The organism is Mucilaginibacter sp. McL0603, from assembly GCF_049992945.1.
Taxonomy (GTDB): domain Bacteria; phylum Bacteroidota; class Bacteroidia; order Sphingobacteriales; family Sphingobacteriaceae; genus Mucilaginibacter.
On sequence record NZ_CP188251.1, the window covers coordinates 2,505,844 to 2,518,491 of the forward strand.

The following is a 12,648-nucleotide window of genomic DNA, read 5'->3' on the forward strand; positions in this document are numbered from 1 at the left end:
CGGACAGATCGATATTAGGAGTTGATTGGACGGGGAAAAATAGCAATTGTCTCAATCCAAATCTAAAAAAAATCCTACAAATCATTTGTTGACGTGTCTCGTTGCACAACTGAATTCGAACTGTAGGGTTGCAAAGTTTCCATCGATATGCAGAATGAGATTTAGAACACTTTAAAAGTCTTATAGATCGTTTTATACACCTTCAAATCAACCAATTTTTAGCTGCTCTTTTAACGTGCAGCCCGTAGGGGAAGCTTTTCGAATCGCGCTGTGCAAAGGCCGTGAGGTGGGGATTTTGGCAATGAAACACCTCGAAACAACCCGTCGGGTAACCAATCCCGATCAGCAAGGTCTAGTCAACCACTGGAAGCGAGTCTTGCGTAGTCAGCAGTAATGCTGGCACGAAGCGTAGACAGCGACTGCTAAAGGTATGCTACTGAGCCTCGAAACGTTCCTCAATGTCGAAGTCTTGGTCCTTTCGAATATCAGGACAACATCAAACCGGCGCTATCAGACGAGCCATGTCGATTCGGCCGGGGTCGAAGGGTATGTCAGAGGCAGACTGGGGTTGTACGGCAACACAGGAGAGCCTACCGTCTCCTTACGAAATTAGGTCAAGGATGCCCTAACCCAAACAATCCGAGTTTGCAGGGTACATATCACCACCCTGCAAGTGCTAAGAAAAGGCGGTATCGAAAAAGGTATCCGGACCGAGCGGAAGCGAAGGGAAGGAAAAGGGCGGAGGCAGTCTTAGCATCCCCATAGTACTGATAGAACGGTGGGAAATCAGTTCCATGAAAGCCACCAAGTAAGGAAGGGGGATGCCTGTTTTACGGAACTGCATTTTAGAAACAATTAATGTACACAGAGACATGAAAGAATTGTTAACAGTAGAAATGCAGATAGCAGAAAGGTCACGGAAATATCCGAAGGAGGCCTTGACAAATCTGCATGATCTTATCGATGAGCCGCTGATGAAAACCTGCCTGGCAGGCCTTAATAAAAAGGGCGCAGCTGGCGTGGACGGTCAGACATGGTACGATTACCATGAACAGCACAAGGAACGAATACCTCAGCTACTGACGGCATTCAGGAGCGGGAACTACCGGGCACCACACATCCGGCGGGTATTTATACCCAAGGGTGATGGAAAGCTACGGCCGCTGGGAATAAGCACGATAGAAGATAAGCTGCTGCAAAGTGCAGTGACGAAAATCCTCTCGCCGGTATATGAGCAGCTATTCGTTCCTACCTCGTATGGATTCAGACCAGGTAAGTCACAGCATCAGGCATTGGAGGAATTATTCAGAGAAGTAAGCTTTAAAGGCAAGCGCTACATAATAGACGCCGACCTTCAAAACTATTTCGGAAGCATAAACCATCAATGTCTACGGGAATTTCTGGACCAGAGGATAAAAGATGGCGTGATCAGAAAGATGATAGACAAATGGCTCAAAGCGGGCATAATGGAAAACGGACAGGTCAGCTATCCGGAGGAAGGATCGCCACAAGGCGCATCGGTTTCCCCACTGATCAGTAATATTTTCCTGCACCATGTGCTCGATGATTGGTTCATAAAGCAAATACAACCGCTGCTGAAAGGGAAAAGCTTTATTATCCGCTATGCAGATGACTATCTGCTGGGGTTCACTCACAAGGAAGATGCGCTGCGGGTAATGGAAGTGTTGCCCAAACGGATGGGGAAGTACAGACTGACGCTGCATCCAGAAAAGACCAGGCTAATCGATCTGGTAGAAGAAGGAAAACGGGGCCAAGCCAAACAAACGTTTGACTTTTTAGGCTTTACCCACTATATGGGCAAAAGCCGGAAAGGGGAACGGATTCTGATGCGTAAGACGAGCAGCAAGAAGCTCAATACTTCGCTGAAACGGATGCATGAATGGATCAAGCTGAACAGGCATAAGCACTCCATACCGGTGCTCATCGCCAAACTGAATCAAAAACTGAGAGGCTATTATGGCTATTACGGCATCACATTCAACGCGAGAAGAATCAGCTCGTATTATCAACGGACAAGACGTATCCTCCACAAATGGTTAAACCATCGAGGGGGCAAGCGCGTTTGGACCTGGGAGAAGATTAAAAAGCTCACGGACGAATGGATACCCCTTGAGAAACCAAGGATTTATCACAGCCATTGATTAGCAAAGCCGTAGTACAGAGGAACCGTGTGCGGGAAAGCCGCTCGCACGGATCTGTGGGGGAGCGGGGAGGCAACGAACCGCGCTACCCGGACCCCTTTTTAACAGATTTACGCCTATTGGCTTCCTCGTGATTTACCGCTATTTTCGCATTTACATTTTCTGAAACTCCTGAAGTTCAGGCACTAAACCTGCGAGGAAGTCATTTGAATGACATTTTTATACATGAAATTCCAGGAAATATTATCGTAATCGTTTTCCATTTTTGAAATAAGCTCATGTAGATTGAATTTTCCGGGATTCGATTAAAGCATTTCAAAATAACCGCAACTGCCTGGACTTGTTTGAACAATAATTTATTTACAACTCAACGAATGTGGTTGGATAAATCGTAAAAGTTTGATGATAGATGCTGGAGTCACCGGAAAAAGTAATTGTTTGAGTAAGATAACTCGGATAGGTGTTACCCGGAACCTGGATGCCAAACGTAAGGCCATTTACCCGGTTAGGAGCAACCTGGAAACTAACCGTGGTATCTTTATTGGCGCCGTATACGACAGCGGAAGATGTATTAAAGCCCGCTGTTACCGACAAATTTGGCCCCGGGTTGTTTTTTACAATGATATGCGCTTTAAGTATGGACAATTTCCAGGCAGTAAAGTTCATGGTGTCTTTACCTCCAATTTTAATTTTTCTTAGATTATTCAGATTGAAATAACTTGAATCCAATGATATACGAATGGCATGCTGATCGCCCATACTACTGGATGAAAAAGTAATAGCATATTTTCCATTAGCATCCGTAATTGCCGTTCCGGAAATGTTGACAGGAACATAACCCGCCATCTCTCCATTCAGTTCATATTTTTCCTGGAAAACGGTCATCTTTGCGTTTGCAATAGGTACGCCAAGGTTATCATCCATAACGGTGCCGCTTACAGTGGTGAGTAATCCGATTCCGGGGGATGATTTTTTACAGCCGGAAAGCATTACGGTGATGATGAGCGATCCTATCAAAAAAGCTTTCATAAGTTAGGTTTTATATAGATTACGCAATCATTTGCAAAATGATACACTTTATCAAACTAATTCCTCTCCCCCCAAAAAACTGGGCGTTAAAATTCACTATAATGCTTTTTTCTGCAAAGACATTCAAGATACGGTAAAGCGTGGCCTTGTCGACATTGCCGATGACTTCCCCCGCCCTGTCAAGCGTCCTCCACTTAACCGTAAATTGGATATAAGTGTCTGCACTTAAAGTATTAAAGATAAGAAGAATTAGATTCAACAAATAAGCCTTCAACTTTACGCTAAAGGCTTTTTGCTTTGAAAGTAGCCCCTAGGGGAATCGAACCCTCGAATTAGGCGACCTTCAAATTGCTCAAAAACTTGAGTTCCTCCAGTATTTGGTTCGAATTCTGCAAAGGTCTGGGGACCGGAAGAACGCTGTATGGGAGCCTGAGTCCTTCCCCCTGAGGCTGGACTCGGACATGCGGCCATGTACAGCCGATTGAACACCCAGGTAACTCATGTGTAGTTTATATACTGGGATTATAGGATGACCGGGGATTGGGCCCCGTCCATTGTAATGGTCGTACCAGTTAAATAACTGGCTTTATCTGATGCCAGGAACAGCACGAGATGCGCTACCTCTTCCGGCCTGGCTAGCCGGCCGATCGGGATTTTTCGGATGGCGTTTTCCAGTGCTTGTTCAACGCTGATGCCCGAAGATCTCGCTTCGGCTTCCATACCGCTTTGTACCCGGCCCGTTTCGGTAAGACCGGGATTTATGCCCAGCACACGAATACCTGAAGAAGCATAAGCGTTCCCAAGCCCGGCAGTTGCCAGCATTAACGCCGCATTGGCCGAACCGCCTGCCAAATGAGTAGGGCTGGCCACCTTACCGCCCGATCCGATGATATTGATGATCACACCCTGCCCACGGGCAGCCATCGATTTAACTACAGGATCAAGTACATTGATTGTGGTAAAGAATTTGGCGTCCATGGCTGCACGCCACGCCGCTGGGCCAAGTTCGGCCAGGGGCGTGCGTTTAGCCGCACCGGCAGAGTTCACCAACACATCGATGCTGCCAAACTCCTGCTCGATGTGGGTGACCAGTTCAGCAGCCTGATTTTCATCCGACAGCTCAGCGCTGAAACCACTTGCACCCGGTAATTCCTTTAAGGCCTGATCGATATTGGCCTGCGTACGGGAACTAATGATCACTTTAGCGGCATGGCCTACAAATTGTTTGGCACAGGCAAGCCCGATACCTTTTGATCCCCCAGTAATCAATACTACTTTATCCTTAAAATATTCCGTTTCCATTACCACAAAATTAATCATTTATCTTTGGGGTGCTTACACATGAAAAACCATGTGTTTAGTTCCGGGTGCTTAATTTCGCTATCATTTGAAAAGTTTTTTTTCAGCAATAACATAAAAGAATAATTTGCATCATTGTGAACAGGACATACACGGCAAGCTCGACCACAATACCTGGTTCAATTTTGAGAGTTGGGCGTGCTGAAGGATTTCATAAAGGAGCGTATACCGGAATATTATTCCGCAAGGCCATTGGAGAGATTTTCGATTATAAGCTTGAATTTAGCAGCATTTATTTTTATTATATTTCGCTTTTTCCCGACAATTCATCATGTCATTTTTTAAAACATCTCTTGCAATTTTAATTATCGGCACTTGTTTCGCTGTAAAGTCTTCAAACGCGCAAACGGCGGCTCTCGTGCACACCATCGATAGCATACTGAAAAGCCAGGTGAACGCAGGCAAGATACCCGGGGCGGTGGTAGAAGTAAAAATAGGTAATCAAGCCATCGTGAAACAGGCCTATGGCTATGCTCAGAAATATGACTACGAGCATCACGTGCTGGCCCGCCCCGACACTATGACCGTAGGTACCTTGTTCGACATCGCCTCGCTGACTAAAGTGGTGGGCACTACCACTTCGATGATGCTGCTGGTGGATCGCGGCCTGGTTCATCTTGATGACCCGGTGGGTAAATATATTAAAGCCTTCGCCAGCCCGGATAAGGCTTCGATCACCATACGCCACCTGCTGACGCATACCGCCGGACTCTACGAGTGGTACCCGATGTATTACCGTGCGTCCAGCAAGGAAGAAACCTTTAAACTGATCGGCGAACTGCCGCTGGCGTTCCCGGTAGGGTCTGGCCGGCACTACAGCGACCTCGGCTTTACTGTTCTGGGTGAGATTATTGAAAAGGTTTCCGGAATGCCCTTAGATCAGTTTGAAGAGCAAAATATCTTCGTTCCGCTGGGCATGAGCCACACGATGTATAACCCGCTCACTAAAGGCAAAGGCTATCCTATCGCTGCGACGTCGTTCGGGAACCCTTATGAGAAGAGGATGGTCTACGACCCAGCTTTCGGATACCAGTTCAAAGAGATCAGACACAATCAGTGGAACGGCTGGCGTAACTACATTGTTCGCGGCGAAGTCAATGACGGCAATGCCTGGTATGCCGAAAAGGGCGTAGCCGGCGCCACCGGACTGTTCTCAACCGTCGACGATCTGCAGAAACTCGTCGACATGCTGATTCATCACGGCAGGATTGGTTCAGAGCAATTTATCTCCGAGCAGACCATTCAAACATTCCTTACTAAAGATCAATTCAAAAATGGCCTGGGCTGGATGATGGACCCGCAAAATCCCGTCATTGCGGGCGGACCCACGGGATCTTTTGGACATACCGGCTTCACAGGAACCAGTATAGCAGTCGTTCCTTCAAGAAATATTTCTATAATCCTGCTTATCAATCGCCAGCACGAGGGCCTGATCGATAACAAAGCTTACTTTAACGTGAGCCCTCTCCGCCAGGAGATATTTAAAGCGGTACTGCAAAGCAGGGAATAAGCGAACTAATCATCGTGCCAACGGCCAAAACCGGGTAGTTCTATGGCTGCAAGTCAACATTCAGCAACAGGCCAAAGTGGTTTTAACAGATGCTCAGCTAAACTTAAACTCCGTCAGCGTTATAACTATTAACAAATACTAGTTACCCGTTAAAAAACCCTATTTTTCATTTGCTGTTTTACTAAAAAATTTAGCAAATTTGCCCCATGCCAACTACAACAGAACACTTAGTAAATTATGGATATAAGGGCGCAGAGCGCACCATGCTTGTAAAGGTAATGACTACCGAATATGAGAAAGTGTTCATCATAAGGACGCGCAGGGGTGAAGTAGCCTTACAATACTACGATTACCGATGGAATGTTATATCACCTGTTAAAATGGATTACACATTATCACAGATTGTTGGTGAGGCGATAAGTAAAGCGGGATTGTAATTCTCAAAAAAAGTTTGTCCCATTTGCTATATAGTATCGCCGCTGATAGACGGGACCACGACTGCTACCATATTTGAAACCGGCACAGTAATCCGAAATAGGCATTGAATAGTTTTAAAGAAAACTAAAATAGTTATCCCGCTAGTATTTCTGTACCAATACATCAGTTGGGATTTGTAGCGAATCGTGCAACTTACCTCTCATTTTAATTGACAACTTCCGTTTTTTATTTAATAGCTCACTAACACGACTTTTTAGTCCGATTATTTGAGCCAGGTCATGGTTGTTATAATTCAGCTACTCCATTCTGAATTTAATGGCCTCGATCGGATCAGGTAAGTCTATCGGAAAATGAGTTTTCTCAAAGTTATCTATCAAAACGCCTGATATCTCCAGTTCATCACCTTCGGCCGTATTTGGCGCCGCATCAAAAATAATTTCAAGCCTTTTAATGGCATCCTGATAATCCTGCTCTGTTTTTATCAATTTAATGTTCATCTTTTATAGGCTTGTTTCGTCGTATCCGGCATGTATTGATAAAACGAATATAGCACATAACATACTGCAACGCACATTCCAGAAAATTTTCCTTTTTTTGTAACAAATACTTGGTCACTTATTCTAACTATTTAAACTCTGTTTAACATGAATTGGAAATTGCCTTTTTTGGAAAAGAAAACAAATAAACAAAAGCCTAAAAAAACCAAACTGCGCGAATGGGTTGATGCCCTCGTATTCGCCGTTGTTGCCGCTACTATTATCCGCGGTTTACTGTTTTCTGCCTATGCAATTCCTTCAGGATCAATGGAAGGCACCGAACTGGTTGGCGATTACCTGTTCGTCAGCAAGATCAGCTATGGTCCCCGCATGCCAACCACACCGCTATCCATACCGTTTACCGAGCCCACCATGTATGGCATCAGAACCTACCTGGATTGGATCAAATTACCCTACATGCGCCTGCCCGGATTTTCAGAAATTAAAAAAGGCGATATCGTAGTATTCAACAAACCCGAAGAGGCTGACCCAAAATACAACACGCCTGTTGATGAGCGCACCACCCTGATCAAACGCTGCCAGGGTACACCGGGCGATATACTGACCATTGTTAACGGACAGGTCTACATCAATGGCAAAGCCTCCCCGAACGCTCCGGAATCCCAGACCGATTATCGTATTGTTACAGATGGCAATAATTTTAATCAACAAATTCTTGATGATCTGAATATAAAACCCTCCGAAGGCGATACCACGCATACCTTGTCAACTATTCCCTACAAGAATGTAGCTGTCTTGAAAAGTTATTCTTTTGTCAAGGATATAATCCCCGCAGTAAAACCTGTGGGTAAAATTGATACTGAAGTATTTCCGCACAACCCACACTTTAAATGGAACCAGGACAATTTCGGTCCGCTGTTATTACCTAAAAAAGGATATACCGTTCAGTTGAATGATTCAACATTGACCTTATATCGCCGCGCCATTGAATGGTATGAACATAACAAAGTAGAAACCCAGGGCAAGGATATCCTGATCAATGGCAACAAAGCGACCAGCTACACCTTTAAAATGAATTATTACTGGATGATGGGCGACAACCGCCACAACTCGCTCGACTGCCGTTTCTGGGGCTACGTGCCCGAAGACCACATCGTAGGTAAAGCGGTGATCACATTCTTCAGCACCGATTCAACGCAGGATTTCTTCCACAAGATCAGGTGGAACAGGATATTTAAGCCGATTGATTAGGTAATTACACTCATACTTATAGTTTTCAAGATGTTTATGTGTCTTGAAAACTAATTTTTAAGATTATACACTTTGGCCAGGCTGTCTAATTCCTTCCTCTCCCTGAGATAATAGGCTTTTGAATAATAAGTAAGCATTATTCCAGAGCGTATAAAACCAACCGTTACGCCTGTCTCCATACTTGATTTTATTGGACCTACCATCCTTACTGGTGTAATTTCCTAATCTATCGGATTCGAATCACTGAGGCGACCGGTTATTTTATCAGTCCCAAAATAGTATTTTAGATTTCGGAGATATTTTGGATCAGCGTTCCCGAAAACGATTATTGTTTCATATTGATCGGTCCTTATCGAAATATCTTTGAATTTATCATCTTTACTCAACGCATAATTTTTCAATATTAAGAAATGCGGGGGTTGAAAATCATGTTGTGCATTCCCAAAATCCACCTTTGAAAAACTTCCGGTAGTGATAATAGTCCACAGAATCAAATTCTTTTTGACAAGAGCCAGAAAATAAGGTAAATCTTTCATTGCAATAAGGTTTACCCGAAGATAAAATAATCTATTGACAAAAGAGTGCTGTAACACAACAGAATAAGTAATTTATTGGCCATATGTAACATAAAAATAACACCAGCTCAAAACAACATTTTTAATGACGCCGTATAATAGTTTATATAAACTAAACCAATGGCTGTTATACTACTCCCCCAAAACATTTATGAACAATTCAGTACCTGTCTGCCTGATAAGCTGGAAGAAGAAATTTCCCGGGCTTCAATCCGCCTGAAGCTGCAGGAACCACCCAAAGCAGTCGAAGAACGCATACTATATCAATTGGAACTGGACAGATTGAGCGGCTTAAAATATCTTAGTCAGTTACGTAAAGGCAAGCTCAGCCTTGAAGATTTTAATTTGAAAGTAGAATTAGTCGCTTCATGAGTTAAGTATTAGAGCCCCTGCGAAAGCTAAGGGCTCTAATACTGAAGGTGTTATTATATCTAATTCCGGTGAATTTGCAGAACTTCAAATGGCCTGCTTAACCTCCCTGGCATTAAAACCAAAGGTGTTTTGAACTGCATTATACCAATCTTCATCACTTGCGGCGTTCCAGTCCGTCCATTCCTGGTCATTCATTGAGGCGCGCCATCCCAGGAAAGGTTCTGCATCGGGGCCCACCGGATGTCGCAATTGCCAGGTTCCGCTTTCTGCTATTTCCAGCATCTTGTCGGCCACCAGGGCAGCACTCGTCGGGGTTTGGAGCGATGCTTTAAAGAGTCCACCGAACCGGTTTACCTGCGGATAAATTGAATCTCCGCCATAACCTATGTTATTGGCCATTTGCGTATCGATAATGCCCGGTTCAACGATGGCCACCCGCACATTAAAGGGTTTAACCTCCTGGGCTAAGGCTTCACTCATGGCCTCCAAAGCAAATTTGGTTGCCGAGTAGGGTCCCAGCGGTGTGCATGCTATTTTACCGGCAACAGACGCCACATTGATGATACAACCTTTGCAATCTTGACGCATTTGAGGTAATACGGCTTTAACACATCTGAGCACACCAAAATAATTGGTTTCCATCACCGATTTGAAACCTGCCATACTTGTTTCTTCAATTGACCCATGATGCTCAATACCTGCATTATTGATCAGCACATCCACCGGCCCATTTTCCCGGACTATTGCACCAATGCAACTCCCGACTGATTCATCCGAATCCACGTCCAACGCAGAAATGGTTATCGGCAGTCCTTCATCTTTTATTTTCTTCCTGAATTCGTCTGCATTTTCCGGTTTGCGCATCGTTGCAAAAAACCGGTAGCCCGCCCGGCCAAATGCGAGGGCAGTGTCAAGGCCAATGCCTTTACTGGTGCCTGTAATGATTACTGATTTCATGAAATTAAATTTAGTAACGATTAGAAAACTGAACCAAAAGACTTGGTTTAGGGTTGAAGTGTCCCTTATTATGTAGCAGCAATTAGTGAAATAAAGATAAGGCAAATCTTCATATCAAACACAAAATCAATAAATCATATTTACTATTTATATCAAATAAATTAATCGTTATTCATCCTAATATCTACTGAGAACTACTGACAAAACACTGTCACCACTTTAATAAAAACTTATCACGATCTTTGGAATATGCCAATCAGCATATAAAACATTTAAACGATTAAAGGATTCCAAAGACTAAAATAGAATCAAGGAAATCCCCCAATCATATAAATCCAGGTTCAGACAAACTCCCGGACTAAAAAAATCTCATTATCTCATATCTAACATTTCATATCTAACCAATGGGTTAAAAAATCTATTTGTACGAAAACAAAACAGATTGCATAGGCTCCGGCAGCCTGTCATCATCATACATACAATTGCAGCCCGAAGCCGCAGCCGGCCTGGATGCAGAGATTCATATCATAGCAGCCATAAGCGGACAAAGCTTACGTCCTTCAGCGTAAAAACTATCAAGGCAAATTACCGCACACAACGGCTTATTAGCCGAAGCAAAATCAGCCCTCGAAACAGCAAACGACCGCCGCCACAAAAACACACGACGAAGTATTGCACTAAACAAATTAAAAATCAATAACTTAGATCAACCCAAAACAAGGCTTCCTTATATGGATACCAAGTGGCAGGCGCCGCTCTCAAACCTGATTAATGTATGATTGAAAAAACACTAAAAACTGGTGATGGCAAATTAAAAGTAAGGATACCCACCATCCTGAATGAAATAACACTCGGGCAAATGATGGAGATGTACGAGCGGCATTACATGGACGATCTCGACGCCATCAGTATCCTGTCAGGCATCACAAAGGAAGAATTATACACCGTAACCAATTTCGACGATTTCCAGGTATTTGGTGATTATGTGCAATCATTGGCCCATCAGATAAAATACCTGTACAACAGCGAAATCGTACCCCACAAAGTGACCTTTATGCTGGGCAAGCGCAAAGTGAGCATTAATGTGATCCGCAACTTGTCAGTTGAACCGGCAGGTGCTTTTTTAGCTGCCCGCAACATCATTGCCGACGAGATCAACGAACATATTGATCTTTATGGCGAGGATGGCTGGAAGGAGCATTTTCAACCCTCGCTTAAAGCCTGCTGCAACGTGCTGGCACAGTACTTCTTTTGCAGGGCTACCGGCAAAAAATATGATGAATATGAAGCGGAAGAATTTGCTGACGAAATAAAAAAATTATGGGTAACGGAGGCACTTCCCATAGCCAAGCACTTTTTTTCCTGTTACCCCGACTTATTGAAACAGAAGATCGGCTTCTTTCAGCGCCTGCATCAATACTGGAGAAGAAAGCGGGTATACAGGCGTTTGAAAAATTTAAATACATCAACACCGTAATTGTACTTCCCAATGATTTTGATAAGGCAATTATTTCCGATCCGGTTTAGGAGTGCCACAATATTCCAGGTTAACAGGAGCCTCTAAGAATTGGTTCGACGGCCTCCAAAAATTCCATTAGCTGTTGAAAAACCACCCTTGTGGGCTCAAAATGAAGAAGCCCTTACTGGTCATTTCCAGAACTTAGGGTCCGCTGGCTGTAAATAAAAATGGTAAGCCCCAATTCTTTATTATAATTGCGTGAATTTTGAATTAAAAATCTTGCAAATTAAAGGATCAGACGGTTCAGGATTTCCTGGCCACAGAAGAGTATTTTGCACATAAGAAAAAGCGTTTTCGCAATGCTGACTTTAGTATTCCTGTTAACGAAAACCAATCCTTTCGTATGGATGATATGGATTTGCGGAACCGCTTTAAAGAACGCTATCCATCAACGAATGCATTATATTATAATGGCCAGCCGGAATTTGAGGATGTACCGGGACGGATCAGGGGAATTGTGAACAGGATGCAGGTGTTGCAGGTTATTAATTAAACAGCTCATCCCAAACTTTATTCTTATCTGTATAGACACCGGCGGTTTTAAATTCATGCCCCTTTTTTTCGGCAGCTTCCCCGATTTGTGCGAAAGTGCGATTGGCTGATGATTGCAGGCACTGCATAGATTTGCAAAGTATCACAACATTTATATTTTTTAAACGCCATGATTTTTGACAGGCCATTCATCTTCTTCGTTAATTAAAATAAAGGGCAGTCATGATTTTAAGCTTTTTAGCAGATTTTAAAACTACGAATACCTCAGTTTATAGGTCAATTAACTAAAGATAGGCCTGTCTATTGGATTAAAGGCGCAGCCACCTGATTTTTGTTTAAAAAAAATTATGAGCGAATTATCATCGAACGCAGAGGCCCATGACCGATTACCAGCACATCAATTGATGGAACTACCTTTGCCTGGGAATGAGCGCGTGTTAAGTGGTAACGACGCCCTTGTCAATTCCGCCGCGACGTATGCAGCCCC

The 12,648-nt window shown here is 43.7% G+C and carries 14 protein-coding genes; 8 read left to right on the top strand and 6 right to left on the bottom strand.

The window, feature by feature from the left end:
- Positions 1-821: 821 nt before the first annotated feature.
- Positions 822-2,162 (top strand): group II intron reverse transcriptase/maturase, encoded by a 1,341-nt coding sequence (gene ltrA / locus ACPPVU_RS11810; RefSeq protein WP_426671913.1) that lies wholly within the window; start codon positions 822-824, stop codon positions 2,160-2,162.
- A 360-nt stretch (positions 2,163-2,522) separates the two neighbouring features.
- On the opposite strand, the gene ACPPVU_RS11815 is transcribed toward ltrA, so the two are convergent.
- Complete coding sequence (locus ACPPVU_RS11815) at positions 2,523-3,191, bottom strand: hypothetical protein (RefSeq protein WP_426671914.1); 669 nt, start codon at positions 3,189-3,191, stop codon at positions 2,523-2,525.
- Positions 3,192-3,713: 522 nt separating this feature from the next.
- On the bottom strand, positions 3,714-4,493 hold the full coding sequence (locus ACPPVU_RS11820; RefSeq protein ID WP_426671915.1) for an SDR family oxidoreductase: 780 nt from the start codon (positions 4,491-4,493) through the stop codon (positions 3,714-3,716).
- A 328-nt stretch (positions 4,494-4,821) separates the two neighbouring features.
- Here ACPPVU_RS11820 and ACPPVU_RS11825 point away from each other — a divergent pair, with 328 nt between their 5' ends.
- Both ACPPVU_RS11825 and ACPPVU_RS11830 read left to right on the top strand, forming a co-directional pair.
- Positions 4,822-6,060, top strand: coding sequence for a serine hydrolase domain-containing protein (locus ACPPVU_RS11825; protein WP_426671916.1), 1,239 nt, complete (start codon positions 4,822-4,824; stop codon positions 6,058-6,060).
- Positions 6,061-6,266: 206 nt separating this feature from the next.
- Entirely contained in the window at positions 6,267-6,497 is a 231-nt protein-coding gene (locus ACPPVU_RS11830) for a hypothetical protein (RefSeq protein ID WP_426671917.1), read from the top strand.
- Positions 6,498-6,794: 297 nt separating this feature from the next.
- Here the strand turns inward: ACPPVU_RS11830 and ACPPVU_RS11835 are convergent, their stop codons facing one another.
- A complete protein-coding gene (locus tag ACPPVU_RS11835; RefSeq protein ID WP_426671918.1) occupies positions 6,795-6,995 on the bottom strand; it encodes a helix-turn-helix domain-containing protein in 201 nt (66 codons plus the stop codon).
- A 147-nt stretch (positions 6,996-7,142) separates the two neighbouring features.
- Here ACPPVU_RS11835 and lepB point away from each other — a divergent pair, with 147 nt between their 5' ends.
- On the top strand, positions 7,143-8,246 hold the full coding sequence (lepB, locus tag ACPPVU_RS11840; protein WP_426671919.1) for a signal peptidase I: 1,104 nt from the start codon (positions 7,143-7,145) through the stop codon (positions 8,244-8,246).
- Positions 8,247-8,467: 221 nt separating this feature from the next.
- Here lepB and ACPPVU_RS11845 read toward each other — a convergent pair whose 3' ends face one another.
- The gene (locus ACPPVU_RS11845; protein WP_426671920.1) at positions 8,468-8,782 is read right to left on the bottom strand and encodes a hypothetical protein; all 315 of its coding nucleotides are present in this window, start codon (positions 8,780-8,782) and stop codon (positions 8,468-8,470) included.
- A gap of 159 nt (positions 8,783-8,941) precedes the next feature.
- On the opposite strand from ACPPVU_RS11845, the gene ACPPVU_RS11850 reads away from it, so the two are divergent.
- Positions 8,942-9,193, top strand: a complete 252-nt coding sequence (locus ACPPVU_RS11850) for a hypothetical protein (RefSeq protein ID WP_426671921.1) — start codon at positions 8,942-8,944, stop codon at positions 9,191-9,193.
- A gap of 84 nt (positions 9,194-9,277) precedes the next feature.
- Here ACPPVU_RS11850 and ACPPVU_RS11855 read toward each other — a convergent pair whose 3' ends face one another.
- Positions 9,278-10,150: an SDR family oxidoreductase gene (locus ACPPVU_RS11855; protein ID WP_426671922.1), complete on the bottom strand. Its 873-nt coding sequence runs from the start codon at positions 10,148-10,150 to the stop codon at positions 9,278-9,280.
- A gap of 422 nt (positions 10,151-10,572) precedes the next feature.
- Here ACPPVU_RS11855 and ACPPVU_RS11860 point away from each other — a divergent pair, with 422 nt between their 5' ends.
- The 3 genes from ACPPVU_RS11860 to ACPPVU_RS11870 all read left to right on the top strand — a co-directional run bounded on the left by ACPPVU_RS11860 (position 10,573) and on the right by ACPPVU_RS11870 (position 12,162).
- A complete protein-coding gene (locus ACPPVU_RS11860) occupies positions 10,573-10,719 on the top strand; it encodes a hypothetical protein (RefSeq protein WP_426671923.1) in 147 nt (48 codons plus the stop codon).
- Positions 10,720-10,925: 206 nt separating this feature from the next.
- A complete protein-coding gene (locus ACPPVU_RS11865; protein WP_426671924.1) occupies positions 10,926-11,627 on the top strand; it encodes a hypothetical protein in 702 nt (233 codons plus the stop codon).
- A 385-nt stretch (positions 11,628-12,012) separates the two neighbouring features.
- The gene (locus tag ACPPVU_RS11870; protein WP_426671925.1) at positions 12,013-12,162 is read left to right on the top strand and encodes a hypothetical protein; all 150 of its coding nucleotides are present in this window, start codon (positions 12,013-12,015) and stop codon (positions 12,160-12,162) included.
- On the opposite strand, the gene ACPPVU_RS11875 is transcribed toward ACPPVU_RS11870, so the two are convergent.
- A complete protein-coding gene (locus ACPPVU_RS11875; protein WP_426671926.1) occupies positions 12,155-12,349 on the bottom strand; it encodes a hypothetical protein in 195 nt (64 codons plus the stop codon). The genes ACPPVU_RS11870 and ACPPVU_RS11875 overlap by 8 nt on opposite strands.
- Between the last annotated feature and the right edge of the window lie 299 nt (positions 12,350-12,648).